Source organism: Mannheimia granulomatis, from assembly GCF_011455695.1.
Taxonomy (GTDB): Bacteria; Pseudomonadota; Gammaproteobacteria; order Enterobacterales; family Pasteurellaceae; genus Mannheimia; species Mannheimia granulomatis_A.
Map to the genome: position 1 here is coordinate 805,241 of NZ_CP015030.1, position 26,274 is coordinate 831,514.

A 26,274-nucleotide genomic window follows, 5' to 3' on the forward strand; every position below is an offset into this window, starting at 1 on the left:
AAAGATTGGGCTTTTTTATATGTTAAATCTTTAGGTAAATATTATATTTTATGTATTCTTTAATTCGAAAAGTACTGTTTTCTCTTGATGCAGAAAATGCACATCAATTCTCAATTCAAGCTCTTTCTTTAATAGGGAAATTGCCTTTCTCTTTGCTACCTGTTCCTAATAATCCGACAGAAGTAATGGGGCTAAAATTTAAAAATCCAATCGGCTTGGCTGCCGGGGCGGATAAAAATGGCGAGGCAATTGATGGGTTTGGTAAATTGGGTTTTGGCTTTATTGAAGTGGGGACGGTTACGCCATTAGCGCAGGATGGAAATCCAAAACCGCGCCAATTCAGAGTTCTTGAAGCAGAAGGTATTATTAATCGTAATGGTTTTAATAATTATGGGGTAGATGTGCTTGTTGAAAATGTCAAGAAGTCAAGGTATGACGGTATTTTAGGCATTAATATCGGCAAAAATGCCGTTACACCTATCGAGAAAAGTTGGGATGACTATCAGATTTGTTTACGAAAAGTATATGAATATGCGGATTATATAACAGTGAATATATCGTCACCCAATACAAAAAATTTACGTAGTTTGCAATATGGTGAAGCATTAGATGAGTTACTGAAGAACTTGAAACATGAACAAGCTCAACTTTCGCAAAAATTTACCAAATATAAACCGCTTGTATTAAAAATTGCCCCTGATCTGAATGATGAAGAGATTGATTCGGTCTCCGATAGTTTACTTCGTCACCAAATTGATGGGGTAATTGCCGGGAATACTACACTCTCTCGAGATACAATAGCAGGCCTGACACATGCCGAGCAGCAAGGTGGTTTAAGCGGTAAGCCCTTAAATGAATTAAGCACTCGATTGATTTCAAGACTGTCACAGGAATTGAAGGGGAAGGTACCTATTATCGGTAGTGGAGGGATTCACTCTGTTGAAAGTGGTCAGGAGAAAATTGATGCAGGTGCGAGTTTATTGCAAGTCTATTCTGCAATGATTTATCAAGGACCATCTTTGATTCAAGCTCTTGCCAAAAATGTAAAGTTAATAAAAACCTTATAAATAGTGAGAAATACGCTACTTTAACTGAATTTAAGATAAGTTTTATTGTCTATTATTAGATAAAAACAGCATTTCTTGCTTTATTTTTAGCAAATTAAGTGTCATTTGCTCTAATTTACCTTTTAGCAAAAATAGACAAATTTAGCTATTTTTGTTATCTTGCACTGCAAATTTATCTACAAAATTTAAACAAATTTTATAAAACCAATAAAAAGTGTTTAAAAATCAAATAGATAATGTGTTTTTAGAAATGATTTTAAGATTTTCTCAAATACATTTGAAGCTGAAATAATCGGTAAATAAAAAATTTTTTTGGCAGAAAATGGTCTAAAAATCATCAAACAAACAAAAATTGTTAATATTTTGTTATTTATTACCTCAATCATCAATATAAGGAAGAATACTATGTCAGAGAACTTGAAAAATGACGTAGATCCAATCGAAACTCAAGATTGGTTAGAATCACTTGATTCATTAATTCGTGAAGAAGGCGTAGAACGAGCGCAATTTATCGTTGAACAAGTTATCAGCCAAGCTCGAGCTGGCGGTGTTGCATTGCCAACAGGTGTTACAACTGATTATGTGAATACGATTCCTGTTTCAGAACAGCCTGCCTACCCGGGTGATCATAAAATCGAACGTCGTATTCGTTCTGCCGTACGTTGGAACGCAATTGCAGCGGTTTTACGTAGTCAGAAAAAAGATCTTGACTTAGGTGGTCATATTTCAACATTCCAATCGGCTGCAACAATGTATGAAGTGTGTTTTAATCACTTCTTTAGAGCACCTACAGAAAAAGATGGCGGCGATTTAGTATTCTTCCAAGGTCACGCTGCCCCGGGTATGTATGGTCGTGCATTTTTAGAAGGACGTATTACAGCCGAACAAATGGATAATTTCCGTCAAGAGGCTTTTGTTGATGGTCTTTCTTCTTATCCGCACCCTAAATTAATGCCTGAATTCTGGCAATTCTCAACAGTATCTATGGGTTTAGGTCCTGTTAATGCAATCTACCAAGCTCGCTTCTTAAAATATTTGGAGAACCGTGGTCTAAAAGATACTTCAGCTCAAAAAGTCTATGCATTCTTAGGCGATGGTGAGATGGATGAAATTGAATCTAAAGGTGCATTATCATTTGCAGGACGTGAAAAATTAAATAACTTAATTTTCACCATCAGTTGTAACTTACAGCGTTTAGATGGTCCTGTAAACGGTAACGGTAAAATCGTTCAAGAATTAGAAGCATTATTTACCGGTGCAGGTTGGGAAGTAATTAAAGTCTTATGGGGTAGCTCATGGGATAAATTATTTGCCAAGGATACTACAGGTAAATTAAGCCAATTAATGATGGAAGTTGTTGATGGTGACTACTTAACCTTTAAGTCTAAAAATGGTGCTTATGTTCGTGAACACTTCTTCGGTCGTTATCCTGAAACAGCGGCATTAGTGGCTGATATGACAGATGATGAGATCTGGGCATTACGTCGTGGAGCTCATGATTCTGAGAAACTTTATGCGGCTTATGCTAAAGCACAAAAATCAGATAAACCAGTTGTGATCTTAGCACACCAAGTAAAAGGCTACCGTATTCCTGAGGCAGAAAGTAAAAATACCGCTCACCAATCGAAAAAAATGTCATTAGAAAGCTTAAAAGGCTTCCGTGACTACTTTGAATTACCATTAACAGATGAGCAAGTTGAAAACTTAGATTATGTACAATTCCCTGAAGGTTCGGAAGAGTACAACTACTTACATGGTAAACGTAAAGCATTAAACGGTTACGTGCCTGTACGTCAACCGAAATTTACAGTTGATTTCAAAGTGCCGGAGTTATCTGAATTCCAGGCGTTATTAGATGAGCAACCACGTGGCATTTCAACCACAATGGCATTCTCTCGTGTACTAAATACGCTATTAAAAGATAAAAATATCGGTAAACAAATTGTTCCAATTATCGCTGATGAAGCTCGTACTTTTGGTATGGAAGGCTTATTCCGTCAAATCGGTATTTACAATCCACATGGTCAAAACTATGTGCCATCAGACCGTGATTTAGTAGCTTACTACCGTGAAGCGACAGATGGTCAAGTATTACAAGAAGGTATCAACGAATTAGGTGCAACAGCTTCTTGGGTAGCGGCAGCGACATCTTATTCTGTCAGCAACCTACCGATGATTCCATTCTTTATCTACTACTCAATGTTTGGTTTCCAACGTGTAGGCGATATGATGTGGTTAGCTGGTGACCAATTAGCACGTGGCTTTATGATCGGTGGTACTTCTGGTCGTACAACTTTAAACGGCGAAGGCTTACAACACGAAGATGGTCATAGTCATATTCAAGCAGGTGTAATTCCTAACTGTGTCACTTATGATCCGGCATTCGCATTTGAGGTTGCAGTGATTGTTCAAGATGGTATTAACCGTATGTATGGTGAAAAACAAGAAGACATCTTCTATTACATCACTACATTAAACGAAGTTACTGAACAGCCGGCAATGCCTGCAGGTGCAGAAGAAGGTATCCGTAAAGGTTTATACAAATTTGAAACCGTTGAGGGTAAAGGAAAAGGACACGTTCAATTATTAAGCTCAGGTGCGATTATGCGTCATGTGCGTGCAGCGGCACAAATTCTTGCGAATGACTACGGTGTAACTGCGGATGTATTCTCAGCACCATCATTCAACGAATTAGGTCGTGACGGTGCGGATGTGGCTCGTTGGAATTTATTACACCCAACTGAGACACCACGTGTTCCTTATGTTGCACAAGTGTTGAAAGATTTACCAACTGTTGCTTCAACTGACTATATGAAACTTTACGCAGAGCAAATTCGTGCGTATGTACCAAGCAAACACTACCATGTATTAGGTACAGACGGTTTCGGGCGTTCAGACAGCCGTGCAAACTTACGTGAGCATTTTGAAGTAGATGAGCGTTATGTAGTTGTTGCAGCATTAACTCAATTAGCGAAAGAAGGCACAATTGAAACTAAAGTTGTTGCAGATGCTATCGCGAAATTTGGTTTAAATGTAGATCGTATTAACCCATTATACGCATAATCAAAATATTCAAGGTAGGGCATATCATTGCTCTACCTAATAATGCATTAAATTTTCTGACGCATTAGTGTCTTTAGTATTGCGGTGGTTATGTGCAAAAAATTGTAAAATTTAACCGCTTGCATAAAGAAAGGATTACCAAAATGGCAAAACAAATTAATATCCCAGATATCGGTGGCGATGAAGTTAGCGTAACCGAAGTAATGGTTAAAGTTGGTGATACAGTATCTGTTGACCAAAGTATTATCAATGTAGAAGGTGATAAAGCTTCTATGGAAGTTCCTTCTCCGGAAGCCGGCGTAGTAAAAGCGATTTTAGTTAAAGTAGGCGATAAAGTAACTACCGGCACGCCAATGTTAGAATTAGAAAGCGCAGATGCTGCACCGGCTCCACAAGCAGCAGAATCGACTTCAGCACCTGCGGCTCAATCAGCAATCGTTGAAGTAAATGTACCGGATATCGGTGGCGATGAAGTAAACGTAACCGAAATTATGGTTAAAGTAGGTGATTCGGTTTCTGCAGAACAATCAATCATCAATGTTGAAGGTGATAAAGCCTCTATGGAAGTACCGGCACCATTTGCAGGTGTAGTAACTGAAATTTTAATCAATGTTGGCGATAAGGTATCTACCGGCTCATTGATTATGAAATTCTCAACGGGTGCGGCTGCTCCAACAGCAGAAGCAGCGCCGGTTGCTCAAGCAGCAGCTCCTGCGACGGCATCTGTGCAAGATGTAAACGTACCGGATATTGGTGGTGATGAAGTCAATGTAACTGAAATTATGGTTAAAGTGGGCGATACGGTTGAAGTTGATCAATCAATCATCAACGTAGAAGGCGATAAAGCTTCTATGGAAGTGCCTGCTCCGGTTGCCGGTGTAGTAAAAGAGATCTTAATCAATGTTGGCGATAAAGTGAAAACCGGTTCATTGATTATGCGTTTTGAAGTGGCAGGTTCAGCGCCGGCAGCCGCTCCGGCTACTGCGGCAGCACCAGCTCCATCTACGAAATCAACTGCTGGCGAATCTGGCTTAAGCCAAGAGCAAGTGGTTGCAAGTGCAGGTTATGCCCACGCAACACCAGTTATCCGTCGTTTAGCTCGTGAATTTGGCGTAAATTTAGATAAAGTAAAAGGTACCGGTCGTAAAGGTCGTATCGTTAAAGAAGATATTCAAGCTTATGTGAAAACTGCGGTTCAAGTATTTGAAAAAGCTGGTGGCACGGCTTCTGCAGCAGCGGGTAACGGTGTGGCAAATGGTGCAGGCTTAGGTTTATTACCATGGCCGAAAGTAGATTTCAGCAAATTTGGTGAAATTGAAGAAGTTGAATTAAGCCGTATCAACAAAATTTCAGGTGCAAATTTACACCGTAACTGGGTAATGATTCCACATGTAACTCACTTTGACCGTACGGACATTACTGAGTTAGAAAACTTCCGTAAAGAGCAAAATAAACTGGCTGAAAAACAAAAATTAGATGTGAAGATCACACCTGTGGTATTCATTATGAAAGCAGTGGCGAAAGCATTAGAAGCTTTCCCTCGTTTCAATAGCTCAATTTCTGAAGATGGTCAAAAATTAACGCTGAAAAAATACATCAATATCGGTGTAGCAGTGGATACGCCAAACGGCTTAGTGGTGCCTGTATTCAAAAATGTGAACAAAAAAGGCATTATCGAACTTTCACGTGAATTGATGGAAGTGTCTAAAAAAGCGCGTGACGGTAAATTAACTGCAGCAGATATGCAAGGTGGATGTTTCACTATCTCCAGCTTGGGTGGTATTGGTACAACTCACTTCACACCAATTGTGAATGCTCCGGAAGTAGCGATTTTAGGCGTATCTCGTTCTGATATGAGTCCTGTTTGGAATGGTAAAGAATTTGAGCCGCGTTTAATGCTGCCATTATCATTATCATTCGATCACCGAGTGATTGATGGTGCTGATGGTGCAAGATTCTTATCTTACATTAATGCTGTATTAGCAGACATTCGTCGTTTAGTAATGTAATTTTAACAAGCGGTTGTTTTTGCAAATTTTTTTGTAAATATGACCGCTTGTAGAGCAAATTGAGGCAAATATGAGCAAAGAAATTAAAACGCAAGTAGTTGTGTTAGGTGCAGGCCCTGCGGGTTATTCTGCGGCATTCCGCTGTGCAGACTTAGGTTTAGAAACGGTGATCGTTGAGCGTTACTCAACATTAGGTGGTGTTTGTTTAAACGTTGGTTGTATTCCATCTAAAGCTTTATTACATGTTGCTAAAGTATTAGAAGAAGCAAAACATGCCGTTCACAATGGTATTACATTTGGTGAACCGACAATCGATTTAGATAAAGTACGTGCGGGTAAAGAAGCAGTTGTTTCTAAATTAACCGGTGGTTTAGCGGGCATGGCTAAAGCACGTAAAGTAACTGTGGTAGAAGGTTTAGCAGCATTTACTGATCCGAATACTTTAGTCGCTCGTGATCGTGATGGTAACCCGACCACAATAAAATTTGATAATGCAATTATTGCAGCGGGTTCTCGTCCAATTCAATTACCGTTCATCCCACATGAAGATCCACGTATCTGGGATTCAACTGATGCCCTTAAATTAAAAGAAATTCCGAAAAAATTACTTGTAATGGGTGGTGGTATCATCGGTTTAGAAATGGGTACCGTTTACAACGCATTAGGTTCAGAAGTGGAAGTGGTTGAGATGTTCGACCAAGTAATTCCTGCGGCTGATAAAGATGTTGTGGCGATTTACACTAAACAAATCGAGAAAAAATTCAAGTTAATGCTTGAAACTAAAGTGACAGCAGTTGAAGCGAAAGATGACGGTATCTATGTTTCAATGGAAGGCAAAGCATGTAACGACACTAAACGTTACGATGCGGTATTAGTTGCAATCGGTCGTGTGCCAAACGGTAAATTGATTGATGCAGGTAAAGCGGGCGTTGAAGTAGATGAGCGTGGTTTCATTCGTGTAGATAAACAAATGCGTACTAACGTTCCGCATATTTTCGCGATCGGTGATATTGTCGGTCAGCCAATGTTAGCACACAAAGGTGTACATGAAGGACATGTTGCTGCAGAGGTGATTGCAGGACAAAAACACTACTTTGATCCAAAAGTGATCCCGTCAATTGCTTATACTGAGCCTGAAGTTGCTTGGGTAGGCAAAACAGAGAAAGAGTGTAAGCAAGAAGGCTTAAATTATGAAGTGGCTAAATTCCCTTGGGCTGCTTCAGGTCGTGCTATCGCGTCTGAATGTTCAGAAGGTATGACCAAGTTAATCTTCGATAAAGACACCCATCGTTTATTAGGTGGCGCTATTGTAGGTAGCAACGGCGGTGAATTGTTAGGTGAAATCGGTCTTGCAATTGAAATGGGTTGTGATGCTGAAGATATCGCATTAACTATCCACGCTCACCCAACATTACATGAATCTGTTGGATTAGCCGCAGAAGTGTTTGAAGGTTCTATCACAGACTTACCAAACGCAAAAGCGAAAAAACGCTAATTTAAGCAAATCGTGAAATAGAGACAAGCGGTTGATTTTTGTGAATTTTTTGCAAAAACCAACCGCTTGATTACTTTTAAAGTGAAAATATTGAAAAAGGTTGTCTTTATATAAACTCAGATGTCACTTGTTATTTTCATAAAATAGCTGTCTTAACTTCCTTTCATACCACAATACAATCTTGAAGTTTTTTCAAATCTACCTCTAGTATTCCACTATTTTTCGGATAGAATACCATCAATATAGTTAATACAAGAGGTGAACAATGACAGAAGTCTATAACTTTAGTGCCGGTCCGGCGATGATGCCGAAAAAAGTGTTGGAACACGCACAAAACGAATTATTAAATTGGCTTAATCAAGGCACATCGGTAATGGAAGTGAGCCATCGTGGTAAGTTATTTATCGAGCTGGCAGAACAGTCAGAAGCTGATTTACGCCGGCTTTATCATGTACCGGATAATTATCGCATTCTGTTTTTACAAGGTGGGGCAAGAGGGCAGTTTGCAGCGATTCCGATGAATTTAATCGGTAAAAAAGGCAAGGCACTTTATTTAAATTCAGGGCATTGGTCTGCAAGTGCAGCAAAAGAAGCCCGAAATTTCACAGAAATTGATGAAATTAATATTTTGGATACTGAACCTGAATTGAAAGTGAATCGCTTAGATTTTAGTGATATTGCCCAGCAGTATGATTATGTTCACTATTGCACCAATGAAACCATCAGTGGTGTGGAAATTTTTGAGATTCCGAATGTTGGAAGCACTCCATTAGTAGCAGATATGTCGTCAGATATTTTATCTCGTGGCATTGATATCAGTAAATTTGGTATGATTTATGCGGGAGCTCAGAAAAATCTAGGCCCGGCGGGCATTACTATTGTCATTATTCGTGATGATTTAATCAGCAATGCCCGTAAGGATACACCGTCAATTTGGGACTATGCCGTTCAGCGTGATGCAGATTCTATGATTAACACACCTCCTACATTTGCATGGTATCTCTGCTCTTTAGTGTTCAAGCATTTGTTAGCGGAGGGTGGATTAACGGAAGTAGAAAAACGTAATCTAGCTAAAGCCGGCTTATTGTATGATTATTTGGATAATTCTAAATTTTATTACAACGTTGTCGCAAAAGAAAACCGTTCATTAATGAATGTGACTTTTACAACAGGGAATGATGAGTTAAATGCAAAATTTGTGGCAGAAGCGACCGCTTGTGGTTTACACGCTCTGAAAGGGCATAAAGTGTTAGGTGGTATGCGGGCCTCAATTTATAACGCAATGCCGATTGAGGGTGTTGAAGCCTTAATCAAATTTATGCAAGACTTTGAAAACCGTCATGCCTAATTTCAGCAGATAATCGAAGAGCCACGAATTAGTGGCTCTTATCATTTAAGGGGGTTAAATTGCAGTTTTAAATAGATAGAAATTATAGCCGATATAAGTAATAAAGAGTAAAAGCCCTTCTAAGCGGTTAATTCTTCCCCCTTCCGGTCTGCGGTATAGATTAATACATATTAAGAATAACAATAGAGTTAAAGCAGACATCATTAGAATATCACGTGAGAATACTTCAGGAGCCGCTTGCATTGGCTGAATAGCTCCGGCAATACCTACTACAGCTAGCGTGTTAAATAAGTTAGAACCAATGATGTTACCTAAGGCTAAATCAACCTCGCCTTTACGTGCTGCTGCAATAGATGAAGCTAATTCGGGTAATGAAGTCCCGACTGCCACAATAGTTAATCCAATAACTAAGTCACTTACGCCAAAGAATTTAGCAACCTCAACGGCTCCCCATACCAAAAATTGGGAACTTACGATTAAAAGCACTAGCCCGACCACTAACCACATAACGGATTTACCTAATGTCATTTGTGGAATCGCATTTAATTCGGCATTAACATCACTAATGAGAGGATCATTTTTATTTCGCATTGCGCTAAATACTGTCCAAATCATATAGGCAGTGAACACAGCAAGTAAAATAATTGCATCGACTCGAGTGATATTTGTATCGTAAACAAGATAAGCTGAAAGTGCGGTTACTACGATTAAAATAGGTAATTCTTTTTTAATTACATCAGAATGCACCAATAATGGTTTAATTATGGCAGTAAATCCTAAAATCAGTGCGATATTAGTGATATTAGAACCATAGGCATTCCCAAGTGCGATACCTGGTGAGCCGCTTAATGCAGAAGAGGCTGATACAATCATTTCAGGTGCAGATGTGCCGAAACCAATTACCACAATACCAATTAAAAGGGGAGTCATGCCAAAGTGGTGTGCCGCGCAAGCTGCTCCTTCAACAAAGCGATCTGCACTCCAAACTAAAAGAATTAAGCCACCAATAATAGCAGCTAATGCAAGTGTCATAAATTATCCTCTTGGCTAGAAAATGGGCTTTTATTATATCTTCGGAAAAAAAATAAATATAGGCAAAGGCGGCTAAATCCCCTATTATTTTGTAAATTTGGGAAGTGCAAAGATGATGGCAAGATGAAAAACAATAATGACTTAAAACAGCTGCTTGCTGAGTTTATGGAAAAGCAGAGATCGGAATTTCAAACTACAGATGTGCTCCAATTAATTGCTGAGCGTAGTCGCTTTTATGATGGGCTATTGGTTGAATTATGGCACGCCTATGGTCTGGCAAAACGTAGTGATTTAGCTTTAATTGCAGTTGGAGGGTATGGGCGCGAGGAAATGTTTCCATTGTCGGATTTAGATATTTTAGTGTTAACTGAAAAGCCACTTGATGAAGCTACACAGCAAACCCTAAACAAGCTCTTTAATTTGCTTTGGGATAGTAAACTACAATTAGGCACAAGCATTCGTACCGTGGAGGAATGTCTTGAAATCGGTAAAAACGAAATCTCAGTTGCGACCAATATGCTCGAAGGGCGATTTTTGTTTGGTAACCAGCCATTATGGCTTAGTTTGAAATCAGCCTTATATCAACCTGATTTTTGGGAAATTAACGCTTTTTTTAAGGCAAAAATTGATGAAAAAAATGAACGTTATGAGCGTTATCACAACACTAGCTACAACCTTGAACCGGATTTAAAATACAGTCCCGGCGGTTTGCGTGATCTGAATTTACTCTCTTGGATTATGCTTCGCCATTATGGGGTTTATTCCTTTTTAGATTTGCTGAATAAAGGGGTGCTGTATTCAGAAGAATATACCGAATTAGTTGCAGCACAAGCGGTGCTTTTTCGTATGCGTTTTGCACTTCATTTGCAGCTCAAACGTTACGATAACCGTTTGAGATTTGATAGACAGCTACAACTCAGCGAATTTTTAGGTTATCAAGGTGAAGGGAATCAAGCCGTTGAAAGGATGATGCGAGATTACTTTCAAGCCACAAAATCTATTTCTCAACTAAGCCAGCTCATCCTTAATGGCTTTGAGCAAACCCATTTATTGAATTTGCAAAAAATAGGTGAAAAACAACCGCTTGATCAGCATTTTTATCAACAAAATCAAATGATTTTTATCGAAGATCGTAAAGTATTCAAGCGAGCACCGATGGCGATGCTGGAACTGTTTTTTCATTTAACAAACTTCCCGCATTTAACCGCCTCAGCAGATACCTTGCGCCAGTTGCGTTTATGTTTACAACAGCAAGAAACATCACTCTGCTTAAAACCTGAAATGCGAGAGCGATTTGTACAGCTATTTGCCCAACCAAAAGTAGTCAGCCGTGCTATTGTGCCGATGCACCAATTGGGATTTTTAAATGCGTATTTACCACAATGGAAAGGCATTGAGGGGCTGATGCAATTTGACTTGTTCCATATTTACACGGTTGATGAACACACTGTACGGGTAATGCTGAATTTGGAACGTTTCAGTGAATCACCAAAAGGATCGGTTTTTCCTCTTTGTAATACTTTATTTGCTCAGCTTATGGATAATAGACCGTTGATCTATATCGCTGCACTCTTTCACGATATTGCAAAAGGCAGGGAAGGAGATCATGCAAAAGTAGGGGCAGAAGATATGCGTCAATTTGCCGAATTGCATCGTTTTAACCAATCTGAAACTGATTATATGGTATGGCTGGTGGAAGAACATTTAACAATGTCGATTACTGCACAGCGACGTGACATTCACGATTCTATAGTAGTAAAAGCATTTGCAAAAAAAGTGCAAAATCAGACCGCTTTGTCTTCTCTACTTTGTTTAACGGTTGCTGATATTTGTGCGACCAGTGAAAGCTTGTGGAATGATTGGAAACTTTCACTTTTTACCCAGTTATATCAATTTACTTTACAGCAGTTGGCTGAGAACTTGGATTATAAAGCAGTGGCAAGAGAGCATCGTTTCCAAGCCTTAGAGTTAATGAAATTTATGCTTTCAGCAGGCGAGAGGAAAATATTAACCGAATTTTGGCAGCCTTGCCCGGAAAGCTATTTTTTACGTAATAAACCGACACAGCTTGTCTGGCATGCGTTAAATTATGTGAAAAAAGCCCATATTCCTATGGTATTGGTCAGTAATGAGCATGCACGAGGAGGGACAGAAATTTTTGTCTGCTGTCAAGACCAATCACAATTATTTGCTCGTATAGCTCAATTACTTAGCCAGAAGAAAATCAGTATTCATGATGCACAGATCATTACTGCCGAAAATGGTTTAGTGCTAGATAGTTTTATTGTTACAGACAGTAATGGAATGGATCTAACTGAAGAAAGGTGTGTTCAAATTCAACAAGCATTGCTTAAAATGTTAGAAACACCACAAAAGACAGCTAAATTTGTGAAAAAGCCGGTTAAACATTTGCCTTTTAAACGGAAAACCAGAGTACGCTTTTTAGAGCAATCATCGCAGACACAGACTGCGTTTGAGCTGTTTACCTTAGATAGAGACGGCTTATTAGCTCATGTTGGCTATATTTTTAATCAGCTTAATTTAAATTTGATTAATGCTAAAATTACGACTATTGGTGAAAGAGTAGAGGATTTCTTTGTTGTTAGTACCTCTGATGGAAAAGCTTTATCAGAACAACAACAGCTTGCTCTTAAAGAGGCGATCATAAGAGAATTAGATAGTGAATAAAAAACGCTTGTTATCTTGAGATAACAAGCGGTGATTTTTTAATAAAATTTACGATTTCAGTAAGCCTGAGGAACCTTCAGAATAATCTCTAGGTTGATCTTCTTCCGTTTTTTCTGTTTTGACAGAGAGCTGAGCTTGCTGGAAAAACTCGATTTTAGCTGTTTCCGGTAGTAATTGCTCTGAACTTTGCGCTAAATGAGCATAAAGTTTTTTATAGTCCGTTGCTAAGGTTGAAAGCAGTTGAGCAGATTGTTCAAAATGTTGCTCCAATTTCTGTTTTTGCTCTTCTACAACGGTTTTGGTTTGTTTGAGTTGCTGTTCTAAATCATGTTGTTTTTTTACACCACTATGGAATACCCGAACCATAGTGCAACCGATTACAGCTCCCACAATAAATGCTGCACCGATGGCAGCCCAAACATCAATCGTCCATTGTTCCATCATAAACTCCTTATGTGAAGTGAATTAATTTACGCTATTTTTAACATTTCATTTTTTGTTTGGAAAGCTCCAAATGATTAAAATGTGATATAGATTCAATTTTTCGGAAGAAGTATAAAAAATATTAGATTTTTGCCTTAATTATCTGTATAATTCTGCCACCCTGTTTTATTTGGATTTTCCCGCCAAATAAGTTTGGTCAGAATTGACTCGAAGGGGTTGAATTCTTACCGTCATATAGGTAATTCCTTTAGAGGAATTGGGTTATAAACTTTAAATATTGGTATTTAATTAATGAAAACTTTTGTAGCAAAACCAGAAACAGTTAAACGTGACTGGTATGTAGTAGATGCGACAGGTAAAACTTTAGGTCGTTTAGCTACTGAATTAGCACGTCGCTTACGCGGTAAACATAAAGCTGAATATACTCCACATGTAGATACAGGTGATTACATCATCGTTATCAATGCGGAGAAAGTAGCAGTAACAGGCAAAAAAGAAACTGATAAAATCTACTACTGGCACACTGGCTACGTAGGTGGTATCAAAGATGCAACCTTCAAAGAAATGATTGCACGTCGTCCAGAAGCAGTGATCGAGATCGCAGTTAAAGGTATGTTACCTAAAGGTCCTTTAGGTCGTGAAATGTTCCGTAAATTAAAAGTTTACGCAGGTAACGAACATAACCACGCTGCACAACAACCACAAGTTTTAGACATCTAATCACGGAGCAGAAAAATGACAGCAGCAAATCAAAACTACGGCACAGGTCGCCGCAAAAGCTCTTCAGCTCGTGTATTTATCAAACCGGGCAGTGGTAATATCACCATCAACCAACGTTCTTTAGAAGTTTACTTCGGTCGTGAAACTTCACGTATGATCGTACGTCAACCGTTAGAATTAGTTGAGTTAACAGATAAATTAGATTTATACATCACTGTAACTGGTGGTGGTATTTCTGGTCAAGCAGGTGCGATCCGCCATGGTATCACACGTGCATTAATGGAATACGATGAGACTTTACGTCCAGCGTTACGTGCAGCGGGCTTTGTTACTCGTGATGCTCGTCGTGTTGAACGTAAAAAAGTGGGTTTACACAAAGCACGTCGTCGTCCACAATACTCAAAACGTTAATTTTATTTTCGTTTTCAAAAGGCAGGATTTCCTGCCTTTTATCTTTTTAATCCTTTCTTTTTGTTTTTCCTTTAAAGTACTCCGTTCATATTTTCTATAGCAGAAATGCAAATTTTTCATATTATATGCATGAATAAAAAAGGTTACATTTTGAGATATTTGCAAGAAACCCTCAAAATATAACCGCTTGTACTTATTGTGCTTAAGACTTTTATGTGCTTATTTCTCAATAAATTGATTGCTTTGCTGAATCATCTGTAGGAATAGAGCAAGTGGTGGACGGCTGTCCTTTTCATGTTGACCCTGTTTGTTAAAGTGTTTAAACTGACCTTTGCGGTCGATTTGATATTGTTCTCCATCGGGCATAATAGCAACATTCCACCGGTGGTTTGAGGCAGAAACCCAAATACGTTGATTTTTTGAAGTTAAATCTATCCCTTGTGCATAATCACTTAATGGATTTTGTACCCCAAAGAATTGATGAAGTAAGGTCGGCATAATATCAAGATGGCTGGAAAGGAAATTATACTCTTTGCCCTCACCTTGCCAATAGAACATCATTGGTACATGGATATTTTTGCTGTCAAAGCTATTTTCATTTTCAAGGCTATTAGCAATATCAGAGGTGATAATTACCAGAGTATTCGCTAATATGGCATTTTTTGATAAATGTTGCCAAATTTCATTGAATTGCCAATCTAATAATTTATATTGTTCTTGCTGGGTGTTTGCATGAGGCATATTTAAATCCAAATAGCTGAAAAACGGATTGTCTAATGAACGGCTTGAGATCCAGTTTTTCCATTGCGAAATAGTGCTTGCATTACTATGCGCTGTTGGTAGTAAAATACCGGCAAATATAGCTTGATGGTAGATGGGGTCAGCAAATCCATTATGAGAGAATAGCCCCAATTGGTAGTTAGCTTTTCTTGCCATTTGAATTAACGGAGAAGCAGTTTTATCTGCCAGTACGGCATCTAAATATTGGCCACTTAAACTATAAAATAGGCCTAATCTACCTGCAGAGGAATTTTCGCCACTGCTATAATGTTGCATAAAACGGTGGGAATGTTGACTGATTTCAGTTAATTTAGGCATATCTTCAGCATTAATTGAAGCATTGGATAAGCCTGAGAGATTAATCAATAAAATATTGGTGCTAGGCTGTTTGGTTAATACTAGTGGATTTTTAGGATAGTTAAGATAGAAAGTGTCTAAACGTCCACTTTCTTTAAGTGCTTGATTAAATTCCTCTTTATCAATTAAGCCATGCTTTTCTAAAAAATTACGGGCGGTCATTGGGTAGGATAACGGATAGTTAGCCCTCTGTGCAGTGATCGGGCGATAGGCACTCATGTCTGCCCAAGCATAAATTAGATGAGTTGCGGTAAAGCAGGCCAAGAAAAAGAAGGCAACATATTTTCCCCATTTTTGGCGGCTAAAGCTGCGTAGCTTTTGCCAACACCAACGAGAATAAAGCATTTCTGCTAGCAAAATAAGTGGCATTGGGACAAAAAGGAGTTGCCATTTTCGTGTTAGTTCACCTTCTTCCGGATTAACTAACAGATCCCACACAAGTGGTGACAAATGTAGATAAAATTGCTTAAAGACCTCGGTATCTACTAATAATATAGTTTGCCCGATGGTGGCAAGAATCACCGAAAGCCCACGGTAGGTTCGATCATTTTTAATTAAAAAGCTTAGCGGAAAGAGGAGTAATAAAAATGCTGAGAATACCACAAAGCTAAAATGGCCAAACAGGCTGGTGAAAAAATAAAGCTTGCCAATTAAGGTATTAGGCCAATCTGCGTTGAATGCATAACGAGATGAAATTAATAACGCCATAACAATATTAAAGAGCGCAAACCAATGACCCCAAGTAATACGTTGAGAGGTTTCTTCCCGATATTGTCGGGAATTGGTTGGCAATAAAGCGTTTAGGCGTGGAAAGATCATATTATTTGGTTTTTAGTGATTGCTTTAAGGCGTTTGAAAATGCATCTGCCAAGGCTTCACGCTGAGCAGGATTTGAAATATTTTCCGACAAAATATTTGTAACCATATTACCTAAAGCCATTAAGGATAAATCTACCGGTGCCTTATGCTTTTCAATGGTTACAATGAGATCAGCTAACAGGCTATCAAATTGTTGAGTATGGTATTTCGATTTTGTTGCCATATTTAAATAAAAATAAGTAGTGGAATTAGGTGTAAATAGTAGCATAAAAATGGGCAGAAAGTAGCTTTAGCGATTATTGTTTGCATGATTTTTGCAAAGTTTTAATAAAAAAGTACCGCTTGTACAAGAAAAAGAGTTGTTTGCCCGTATTTTTATTGATGCTTTGTATTATCTTTTTTCTTTATTTTTTTATAAAAAAAGCTAAAATGAACGCTTGTTCATTATGAACAAAGGAGATGAAATGTCTAGACGAATTGAGCCGAAAGAAGAGATGGTTAATCGAATATTGTCGGCAACTGAAGTTCTTATTGTAAGAGAAGGACTTCAGAATCTTTCAATGCGTAATATTGCTAAAGAAGCTGGTATTGCTTCAGGCACCCTGTACCTTTATTTTAAAACTAAAGATGATTTACTGCATTCTTTAACGAGTCAATTTTTTGAACGTTATTGTCGCAAAATGGACTTAGTGTTTAATCCTAAGCTTGATTTGTTTGAACAGTATAAGCTAGCGGTTCGCAGAAAATGGGCCTTCTTATTGGACAACTTAGAGTTGGCTCATCAATGGAAAGCTATTTTAGGTTTTGACGAGCTTGTTCGAAATGAAATCAATAATAAGAAATCATTTTGGAATGAATTTGCAACGGAGTGTAAAAAGCAAAAAATTGTTGCTGATTTACCCAATGAGCTACTGTATTCATTAAGTATCGGCACTATAGTCGATATTCTTTATTTACAACGCTTTAATAGTACGTTGCATTTTGAAGAGTATTTGGATGAAATCATTCTACGTACTTGGAAAGCGATCACATTTTAAATTTATTCTATGGAGAATATATGACAACTGAAACACAGAAGCCCGGAAAAGGCAGAAAGTTTTTAATTGTACTCACATTGTTAATCGTATTGGTTGTGTTTACAGCTATTGTAGGATTACAAAAAATCGGCGCGATGAAAAAAGCGGAAGTTGCAGCTAATATGCCAGAATCTGTCAGTGATGTAACTGCTATGCAGGTAACTACGCAGGAATGGACACCTGCGATTGCGGCTGTGGGCTATATTCGTCCTAATCAAGGTGCAATGTTAAGTGCTGAAGCATCTGGAGTAGTAAGCCGAGTGTTGGTTACATCCGGACAGCGGGTGAAAAAAGGCGATCTTTTAGTTGAATTTGATAGTAGTGTTGAAATAGCTAATTTAAAGGCTTCAGAAGCTCAATTATCTACAGTTAAAGCAAATTATGAACGCTATCGTAACTTAATTGCATCAAATAGTGCATCAAAAGCAGAATTTGATAATGCACAGTCTACGTATAATCAGCTATTGGCAAATATTGAAGCGTTACGTGCGACTATTAAACGTCGTCAAATTTACGCGCCTTTTAGTGGTGTTGCAGGTATTGTAAATGTGAATGTAGGTCAATATATCACAATGGGTACAGAGATTGTACGTGTTGAGGATCAATCTTCAATGAAAATACGGTTTACTTTGCCTCAAACGAATTTAGAAGATATTTCTGTTGGTCAGAAAGTGACAGCTGTCATTGATGCTTTACCGGCTCAAACATTTCCTGCTCGTATTGCTGCAATCGATCCTGCAGTTGATCGCTTAACCGGCTTAATCAATGTAGAAGCGGTAATTGAAGAAGGGCAAGATAAATTACTCTCTGGTATGTTTGCTCGCTTAAATGTGGCATTACCAACACAAAAAGAGCAAATTGTGGTTCCGCAAATTGCAGTGGCATATACGATGTATGGTGAAACCGTTTATGTGCTAAAGCCTTTATCAGATGAAGATAAAGAAATGGTAAAGAAAATGTCGGCCCAAAATCCGAGTTTAGATGTGAATAAAATGTATCGAGCAAAACAGGTGGAAGTAAAAACTAGTGATCGCAGAGGTAATTATTCACAACTCAGTAAAGGGGTAAAAGCAGGTGATTTAATTGTTACAGGTGGTTTACAACGATTAAATAATAATTCGCTTGTAAAAGTCTCAGATGTTGAAGCTGTCGGCGTAGAAACACCAGCAAAAAACAGCAAACTATAATGAGGTGGGTTAAGTGAAATTTACTGACATCTTTATTAAACGCCCTGTTTTAGCCGTTTGTATTAGCTTATTAATTACTATTTTGGGCTTGCAGGCTATTGAGAAATTGCAGGTGCGTGAATATCCTGAGATGACGGTTTCTATTGTAACGGTGAGTGTTAACTATTCGGGTGCAGATGCAAGTTTAATGCAGGCACTTGTTACCTCACAGTTGGAAGAAGCGGTTGCTCAAGCGGATAATATTGACTATATGACTTCATCCAGCTCACCGAGTACTACGACAGTGACGGCAAAAATGAAGTTAAATACTGATCCGAATGCAGCACTTTCCGATATTTCAGCAAAAGTAAATGCGGTACGTTCTAACTTACCGAGAGGGATTGATGATCCATCTATTAGCGTTTCAACCGGTTCAAACGATGCGCTAATGTATATTCGTTTTATTTCGGATGAACTTAACACTGCACAGGTAACAGACTATATTAACCGTGTTGTGAAGCCTCAATTCTTTACCGTAAATGGTGTTTCTAGTGTTGATGTGTACGGCTCTACATTTGGATTACGTATCTGGCTGGATCCGGATAAAATGGCAAGCAATAAACTTCTGCTGTATTATCTGCCCTTAGTGCAAATAACTTGCAAACTGCCGCGGGCAATGCTAACGGTTATTATACGGTTTATAAAAATAAAGTCTTATCAACAACGCCTTCTGTCGAAGAATTAGAGCAAATCACTGTTTCAACAACAGCAGATGGCAGAACGATTAAACTGAAAGATATTGCAACGGTTGAATTAGATAAATTCCAAGATGTCGCAAGAGCAACGGTAAGTGGTAAGGAAGCGGTTGTGCTTGCTGTATCGGTTGCTGCAACAGCTAACTCTCTGACTGTTGCAAAAGATATTTACCCTATGTTTGAGCAAGTGGTAAAAAATCTACCGGATAGCATTCAGGGGGATATCGTTTACGATAAAACCATTGCAATTGATAGCTCAATTAATGAAGTTATTCGTACGATTTTAGAAGCAACAGTGATTGTATTAGTGGTAATTATCCTATTCTTAGGATCTCTGCGTGCGATGATTGTACCGGTTATTACGATTCCGATTTCACTTATCGGGGTATTATTCTTACTTCAACTGTTTGGCTTTTCAATCAATCTTCTTACTTTACTTGCTTTAGTTTTAGCAATTGGCTTAGTAGTAGATGATGCAATTGTTGTATTGGAAAACGTGGAACGCCACGTTAAAGAAGGAAAAACACCGTTTGATGCAGCTATTATTGGTACGCGTGAAATTGCTTTACCTGTCATTTCAATGACAATTACACTTGCAGCAGTATATTCTCCGATGGCATTAATGACAGGGGTAACAGGAACACTTTTTAAAGAGTTTGCTTTAACCCTTGCCGGCGCCGTATTTATTTCCGGTATTGCCGCATTAACGCTTTCACCAATGATGTCTAGTCGTGTATTGAAAGAGCATAAAGAAGGGAAAGAGTCTGCCTTTGCGCGTTTTGTTCATCGTTCATTAGACAAAATGACGAGCTGCTACACAAATATGCTAAGTGGTGTTATGGCAGTACGCGGCTTTATGCTGTTTTTTGCTGTATTAATCTTTGCTAGTCTTCCATTTTTATTTACTTCGCTTTCGAGTGAAGTCGCACCAACAGAAGATCGTGGTTTTGTGGTGGGGATTTCTAAAGGACCATCCAATACCAATTTAGATTACACCCAAGAAGCATTATCGGCATTTGATGCAGAGGTATCAAAATTACCTGAAGTAGCCTCTATCATGACTGTATCCGGATTCAGTGGGGGTAATAGTGCCTTATCTATTATTGCCTTAAAAGACTGGAATGAGCGTTCCCGTGAACGAGCGGCAGTTTCAAATGATGTGGCGGCAATTGGTAAAAAAGTGGTGGCAATGGATGTAAATGCAATTGCATTTCCGGAAATCTCAACCGGTGAAAATGGACTGCCATTCTCATTAGTGATTACTACAGCCGACAGCTATGAAAAGCTTGCAATAGTGGCTTCAGAATTTTTGAAAAAAGCACAAGCCTCAGGGCAGTTCTTCTTCGCAAATCTGGATTTAAAATTTGACACGGCAACCATGAATATGAAATTTGACCGTGAAAAAATGGGTGCTTATGGTGTTACTATGCAGCAAGTAAGCGGCACATTAGGGGCATTCTTATCCGGAGCAATCATTACCCGGGTAGATATCGATTCTCGTGCTTATCCAATAGTTTCCCAAGCGGTGCGTAACGATCGTTTAAATCCGGAAGACTTAATGAACTACTTTGTTACAACAGCAAGTGGTGAGTCGATTCCATTAGGTTCATTTGTAACAATGGAATTAACAACGTCTCCTTCAAGCTTACCACGTATGAGCCAATTAAATTCAGCGACCATTGGTGGGGTAGTATCAGGTTCTATAGGCGATGCAGTGAACTGGGCAAAAGCAGAATTAGATAGTACGTTACCAACAGGTTATCAATATGACTTTAGAGGTGAGTCTCGTCAATTTATTCAAGAAGGTAACGCAATGGCAATGACATTTGCCTTAGCGGTTGTGATTATCTATATTGTACTTGCGATTCAGTTTGAATCTTGGCGTGATCCACTGGTTATTTTGGTTTCTGTGCCGTTAGCAGTAAGTGGTGCATTATTAGTCATGAATATTCCATCTGCGATGAAAGGTTTATTTATGGGTATTGCAGCAGGAACAGGTTCAAAAGATATGATGGCATTTGCCAATAGTATTTGGACTGCCGGCTATACTTTAAATATCTACTCACAAGTAGGTTTGATAACGTTGGTTGGCTTAATTACCAAACATGGTATTTTAATGTGTGAAGTGGCAAAAGAAGAGCAGTTACTCCATGGTAAATCACGCCATGAAGCTATTTTCCACGCGGCGACTATTCGTTTACGCCCAATTATGATGACAACCGCTGCTATGATTGCCGGCTTGATTCCATTACTCTTTGCCGTTGGGGCAGGTGCAATTGCCCGCTTTAGTATGGGAATGGTCATTGTTGCAGGACTTGCAATTGGTACACTCTTTACCTTATTCGTGTTACCTGTTATTTACACTTTCTTAGGACAAGAGCATAAACCATTACGTGAGTTTGATGAGGAAAAATATCTCCCGACAATAAAACAAGCATAACTATAGATGAAAAGGGCGTAGTAATACGCCTTTTTTATTAATGAACAAGCGGTTAAAAATGTCCAATTTTTTGCAAAATAAATATAATATTTAACCGCTTGTTCGTGTTTTTCTTATGCACGTAAACGTTTGCCTATTTACAATATCCGTATTCATCTGTATAATCCGCTCGCAATTTTCCAATACAGTTTTTTCATTTTAATCACTTTTTAAGGAATAATTGCAATGTTACGTATCAAACAAGAAGCACTCACTTTTGATGATGTTCTTCTCGTCCCGGCACATTCAACGGTGCTTCCAAATACCGCAGATCTTTCAACTCAACTGACTAAAACAATCCGCTTAAATATTCCGATGCTTTCAGCTGCTATGGATACCGTTACTGAAACTAAGCTAGCGATTTCCCTTGCTCAAGAAGGCGGTATCGGCTTTATCCACAAAAATATGTCAGTTGAGCGCCAAGCTGATCGTGTGCGTAAAGTGAAAAAATTTGAAAGCGGCATTGTGTCTGAACCTGTAACCGTTTCTCCAAATATTACCCTTGCAGAATTAGCCAAGCTCGTGAAGCAAAATGGCTTTGCAGGTTATCCTGTGGTAGATGAAAACCAAAATTTAGTGGGTATTATCACCGGTCGCGACACTCGCTTTGTGAGCGATTTAAGCAAAACCGTGCGTGAATTTATGACCCCAAAAGAGCGTTTGGTGACGGTGAAAGAAGGGGCAAGCCGTGATGAAATCTTCCACTTAATGCACGAACACCGTGTAGAAAAAGTATTAGTGGTGAATGATGAATTTAAATTAAAAGGGATGATCACCTTAAAAGATTACCAAAAAGCAGAAAGCAAGCCGAACGCCTGCAAAGATGAACTTGGTCGCTTGCGTGTTGGAGCGGCGGTAGGAGCCGGACCGGGTAATGAAGAGCGTATTGATGCGTTAGTAAAAGCAGGCGTGGATGTACTATTAATCGATTCATCACATGGTCACTCAGAAGGTGTTTTACAACGTGTACGTGAAACTCGTGCAAAATATCCAAACTTACCGATTGTGGCAGGCAACGTAGCCACTGCCGAAGGGGCTATTGCGTTAGCAGATGCCGGTGCAAGTGCAGTAAAAGTGGGGATCGGCCCGGGCTCAATTTGTACCACCCGTATCGTAACAGGTGTCGGTGTACCACAAATTACCGCGATTGCTGATGCAGCAGCGGCGTTAAAAGATCGTGGTATTCCGGTAATCGCTGATGGTGGTATTCGCTACTCAGGCGATATTTCTAAAGCGATTGCGGCAGGTGCAAGTTGTGTAATGGTCGGTTCAATGTTCGCCGGCACGGAAGAAGCACCGGGTGAAATTGAGCTTTACCAAGGCAGAGCATTTAAATCTTACCGTGGAATGGGTTCACTTGGTGCGATGAGCAAAGGATCTTCAGACCGCTATTTCCAATCTGACAACGCCGCCGATAAATTAGTACCGGAAGGCATAGAGGGCCGTATTCCATACAAAGGCTTATTAAAAGAAATTATCCATCAACAAATGGGCGGATTACGTTCTTGTATGGGCTTAACCGGCTGTGCGACCATTGAAGAATTACGTACTAAAGCCCAGTTTGTACGTATCAGCGGTGCAGGTATTAAGGAATCGCATGTTCATGATGTCACTATTACTAAAGAAGCACCAAATTATCGTATGGGGTAATAATGTAAAAGGGCGAAAAATTTTTCGCCCCTACAAACTTTTAAATTGCAAATTTTTGCTAAAATTTAACCGCTTGCAATAGCCAATGAGGATAATATATGCTCCAAGCCATTATTTTTGATATGGACGGTGTGATTGTTGATACCGAATACCTTGAGTTTTCTCTACAAAAGCAGTTTATTGAAGAGATCAAAGAACATGATCGCCCGATTACTTTGGAACAGCAATCAGAGGTGGTCGGAAAATGTTTAAAAGAAATTCCGGTGATTGTCCAAAAATTAAGTGAGTCTAGCTTGCCGATTGAAGAAATCCGTAGTCGTTACTATACGTTTTTCCAAAATTTATTTAGCACGGTGGATTTCCGCTCGATTTTCCGTGCCGATATTCAAAAGATTATCCACTTTGCTAAGCAAAATAATCTCAAATTGGCAGTGGCTTCCTCCTCTACACTCTCACATATTGAAAATATATTAAAAGTTTGTGGTATTAAAGACGAATTTGATTTAATTGTGAGTGGTGAACAATTTGAACACAGCAAACCCGATCCAACTATTTACCGCTATACCTGTGAAAAATTAGGCGTGAAGCCTGAAAATGCCGTTGCAATTGAAGATTCCTACTACGGAATGTTGTCTGCCAAAACCGCAGGCTTAACCGTTATCGGCTACGAAGAAAAACGAATGTTGATCGACCAAAGTTTAGCGGATTATATGGGGAAGGATATGAATGAGATTTTGGGAATTTTGCAAAAGATCTGGGAAAATCGATCGCTTGTGTGAATGGTAAAACATATTAACTATTTGTGTACAATAACATAGATAAAAAAATAGGAGTTTGAATGAAATTCAGAGATGCTAAGCACTTAGGGACTGGTGATATAATTATTCAAGAGAATAATATAAATGTAGGGAAACCATTAGTTCAATGTTCCAATGAAGAGCTAGTTGATGAGAGAAAATTCAGAAATCAAAGGTTGCTAATTGAAAGGGATAGAAGGAAAACAGAAAAAAAACCATTTGTAATCATATCTATTGCTGTTTTGATTTTAGGGTTTATTTATGGTTGCTATAAAGTAGGAAATTTATCTGATATTTTGACATGGCTGTATGCAATTCCTGGTGCAATTTTTAGTATTGTTTCATTTCAAAACTATTCAACTCCTAATCAATTTGAGCAAAAACATCAACAGGCACTAAGAGAAATTGCAGATATACTCAGAGAGCGCGGTAAAGAATAATTTATAAATTAACAGAGAAAGAAAATGACTAACATCCACAACCACAAAATCCTTATCCTAGACTTCGGTTCACAATATACCCAGTTAATCGCCCGTCGTGTGCGTGAAATTGGGGTTTACTGTGAGCTTTGGGCTTGGGACGTTACGGAAGAGCAAATCCGTGAATTTAATCCGACGGGGATTATTCTCTCGGGTGGTCCTGAAAGCACTACCGAAGCAAATAGTCCGCGTGCACCAGAGTATGTATTTAACGCAGACGTGCCTGTATTGGGTATTTGCTACGGTATGCAGACGATGGCGATGCAGTTAGGTGGTTTAACTGAAACCTCTGATCACCGTGAGTTTGGTTATGCGTCAGTAGAATTAAAATCAGTAGACAATCTATTTGCAAAATTAAACGATGATTTGACCGCTTGCGAGCCAAAACTTGATGTTTGGATGAGCCATGGCGATAAAGTAACCCGTTTACCAGCAGGTTTCCAAGTAACAGGTGTGACACCAACTTGCCCGATTGCGGCAATGTCAGATGAAATCCGTCGTTTTTATGGCGTACAGTTCCATCCGGAAGTGACTCACACGAAAAGTGGTTTAGAGCTTTTGACTAATTTTGTTGTTGGCATTTGTGGCTGTGAACGGAACTGGACACCGGAAAATATTATCGAAGATGCCGTTGCTCGCATTAAAGCACAAGTGGGCGATGATGAAGTGATTTTAGGCTTATCCGGCGGGGTGGATTCCTCTGTAACCGCATTATTGCTACACCGTGCGATCGGCAAAAACTTACACTGTGTGTTCGTGGATAACGGTTTATTACGTTTGAACGAAGGTGATCAAGTAATGGAAATGTTTGGCGATAAATTCGGCTTAAATATTATCCGCGTGAATGCTGAAGATAGATTTTTAGATGCGTTAAAAGGCATTGATGAGCCGGAAGCGAAACGCAAAACCATCGGTAAAGTATTCGTAGATGTTTTCGATGATGAATCGAAAAAATTAACTTCAGTAAAATGGTTAGCTCAAGGCACAATTTACCCAGATGTGATTGAATCTGCGGCAAGCAAAACAGGCAAAGCACACGTGATTAAATCTCACCACAACGTGGGTGGGTTGCCTGATTATATGAAATTAGGTTTAGTTGAGCCGCTGCGTGAATTGTTTAAAGATGAAGTGCGTAAAATAGGCTTAGCTTTAGGTTTGCCGGCAGAAATGCTTAACCGCCACCCATTCCCAGGACCGGGTTTAGGCGTGCGAGTACTTGGTGAAATCAAAAAAGAGTACTGCGATTTACTGCGTAAAGCCGATGCGATTTTCATTGAAGAGTTATACAACTCTGGCTGGTATTACAAAGTGAGCCAAGCCTTCACCGTATTCCTACCGGTAAAATCGGTCGGGGTAATGGGTGATGGACGGAAATACGATTGGGTTGTGAGCTTGCGTGCTGTTGAAACTATCGACTTTATGACTGCACATTGGGCACACTTACCTTATGATTTATTAGGTAAAATTTCTAACCGTATCATCAACGAAGTGAATGGAATTTCCCGCGTAGTGTATGACGTAAGTGGAAAGCCTCCCGCAACGATAGAGTGGGAGTAGCTCTTTTTAAGGGAGAACAAATTGTTCCCCCTCACTTTTTTATTCACACAAAAATAAAGCCCCTGTTTTCACAGAGGCTTTT

Annotated in this window: 18 protein-coding genes and 1 pseudogene; 15 read left to right on the forward strand and 4 right to left on the reverse strand. The window is 39.0% G+C overall.

The window, feature by feature from the left end:
• Positions 1-50 precede the first annotated feature (50 nt).
• The 5 genes from pyrD to serC all read left to right on the forward strand — a co-directional run bounded on the left by pyrD (position 51) and on the right by serC (position 8,982).
• Positions 51-1,067 carry a quinone-dependent dihydroorotate dehydrogenase gene (gene pyrD / locus A4G16_RS03980; protein ID WP_165888790.1) on the forward strand — a complete coding sequence of 339 codons (1,017 nt, stop codon included), beginning with the start codon at positions 51-53 and terminating at the stop codon, positions 1,065-1,067.
• 405 nt (positions 1,068-1,472) lie between these two features.
• Entirely contained in the window at positions 1,473-4,130 is a 2,658-nt protein-coding gene (aceE, locus tag A4G16_RS03985) for a pyruvate dehydrogenase (acetyl-transferring), homodimeric type (RefSeq protein ID WP_165888791.1), read from the forward strand.
• A 143-nt stretch (positions 4,131-4,273) separates the two neighbouring features.
• A complete protein-coding gene (aceF, locus tag A4G16_RS03990) occupies positions 4,274-6,139 on the forward strand; it encodes a pyruvate dehydrogenase complex dihydrolipoyllysine-residue acetyltransferase (protein ID WP_165888792.1) in 1,866 nt (621 codons plus the stop codon).
• Between the two features lie 70 nt (positions 6,140-6,209).
• Entirely contained in the window at positions 6,210-7,634 is a 1,425-nt protein-coding gene (lpdA, locus tag A4G16_RS03995; protein ID WP_165888793.1) for a dihydrolipoyl dehydrogenase, read from the forward strand.
• Between the two features lie 265 nt (positions 7,635-7,899).
• Entirely contained in the window at positions 7,900-8,982 is a 1,083-nt protein-coding gene (serC, locus tag A4G16_RS04000) for a 3-phosphoserine/phosphohydroxythreonine transaminase (RefSeq protein ID WP_165888794.1), read from the forward strand.
• 54 nt (positions 8,983-9,036) lie between these two features.
• Here serC and A4G16_RS04005 read toward each other — a convergent pair whose 3' ends face one another.
• Positions 9,037-10,014, reverse strand: coding sequence for a calcium/sodium antiporter (locus tag A4G16_RS04005; RefSeq protein WP_165888795.1), 978 nt, complete (start codon positions 10,012-10,014; stop codon positions 9,037-9,039).
• A 123-nt stretch (positions 10,015-10,137) separates the two neighbouring features.
• Between A4G16_RS04005 and glnD the strand changes: the two genes are divergently transcribed.
• The gene (glnD, locus tag A4G16_RS04010; protein WP_165888796.1) at positions 10,138-12,702 is read left to right on the forward strand and encodes a bifunctional uridylyltransferase/uridylyl-removing protein GlnD; all 2,565 of its coding nucleotides are present in this window, start codon (positions 10,138-10,140) and stop codon (positions 12,700-12,702) included.
• A 48-nt stretch (positions 12,703-12,750) separates the two neighbouring features.
• On the opposite strand, the gene A4G16_RS04015 is transcribed toward glnD, so the two are convergent.
• Positions 12,751-13,143, reverse strand: a complete 393-nt coding sequence (locus A4G16_RS04015; protein ID WP_165889896.1) for a YhcB family protein — start codon at positions 13,141-13,143, stop codon at positions 12,751-12,753.
• Positions 13,144-13,437: 294 nt separating this feature from the next.
• Between A4G16_RS04015 and rplM the strand changes: the two genes are divergently transcribed.
• Both rplM and rpsI read left to right on the forward strand, forming a co-directional pair.
• Positions 13,438-13,866, forward strand: a complete 429-nt coding sequence (rplM, locus tag A4G16_RS04020) for a 50S ribosomal protein L13 (protein ID WP_005596850.1) — start codon at positions 13,438-13,440, stop codon at positions 13,864-13,866.
• A gap of 15 nt (positions 13,867-13,881) precedes the next feature.
• Positions 13,882-14,277 (forward strand): 30S ribosomal protein S9, encoded by a 396-nt coding sequence (rpsI, locus tag A4G16_RS04025; RefSeq protein ID WP_025217229.1) that lies wholly within the window; start codon positions 13,882-13,884, stop codon positions 14,275-14,277.
• 219 nt (positions 14,278-14,496) lie between these two features.
• On the opposite strand, the gene A4G16_RS04030 is transcribed toward rpsI, so the two are convergent.
• On the reverse strand, positions 14,497-16,233 hold the full coding sequence (locus A4G16_RS04030) for a DUF3413 domain-containing protein (RefSeq protein ID WP_165888797.1): 1,737 nt from the start codon (positions 16,231-16,233) through the stop codon (positions 14,497-14,499).
• 1 nt (position 16,234) lies between these two features.
• The gene (locus A4G16_RS04035; RefSeq protein WP_042802974.1) at positions 16,235-16,456 is read right to left on the reverse strand and encodes a DUF1414 domain-containing protein; all 222 of its coding nucleotides are present in this window, start codon (positions 16,454-16,456) and stop codon (positions 16,235-16,237) included.
• A gap of 241 nt (positions 16,457-16,697) precedes the next feature.
• Here A4G16_RS04035 and A4G16_RS04040 point away from each other — a divergent pair, with 241 nt between their 5' ends.
• The 7 genes and pseudogenes from A4G16_RS04040 (at position 16,698) to guaA (ending at position 26,192) form a co-directional block, all read left to right on the forward strand.
• Positions 16,698-17,270, forward strand: coding sequence for a TetR/AcrR family transcriptional regulator (locus A4G16_RS04040; protein ID WP_165888798.1), 573 nt, complete (start codon positions 16,698-16,700; stop codon positions 17,268-17,270).
• Positions 17,271-17,290: 20 nt separating this feature from the next.
• Positions 17,291-18,496, forward strand: coding sequence for an efflux RND transporter periplasmic adaptor subunit (locus A4G16_RS04045; RefSeq protein ID WP_165888799.1), 1,206 nt, complete (start codon positions 17,291-17,293; stop codon positions 18,494-18,496).
• Positions 18,497-18,509: 13 nt separating this feature from the next.
• A pseudogene (locus A4G16_RS04050) lies at positions 18,510-21,670 on the forward strand (efflux RND transporter permease subunit).
• A gap of 225 nt (positions 21,671-21,895) precedes the next feature.
• Complete coding sequence (guaB, locus tag A4G16_RS04055) at positions 21,896-23,359, forward strand: IMP dehydrogenase (RefSeq protein WP_165888800.1); 1,464 nt, start codon at positions 21,896-21,898, stop codon at positions 23,357-23,359.
• A gap of 98 nt (positions 23,360-23,457) precedes the next feature.
• Positions 23,458-24,138 carry an HAD family hydrolase gene (locus A4G16_RS04060; protein ID WP_165888801.1) on the forward strand — a complete coding sequence of 227 codons (681 nt, stop codon included), beginning with the start codon at positions 23,458-23,460 and terminating at the stop codon, positions 24,136-24,138.
• A gap of 59 nt (positions 24,139-24,197) precedes the next feature.
• The gene (locus A4G16_RS04065) at positions 24,198-24,596 is read left to right on the forward strand and encodes a hypothetical protein (protein ID WP_165888802.1); all 399 of its coding nucleotides are present in this window, start codon (positions 24,198-24,200) and stop codon (positions 24,594-24,596) included.
• A 24-nt stretch (positions 24,597-24,620) separates the two neighbouring features.
• Positions 24,621-26,192, forward strand: coding sequence for a glutamine-hydrolyzing GMP synthase (gene guaA, locus A4G16_RS04070; RefSeq protein WP_165888803.1), 1,572 nt, complete (start codon positions 24,621-24,623; stop codon positions 26,190-26,192).
• The last annotated feature ends 82 nt before the right edge of the window (positions 26,193-26,274 follow it).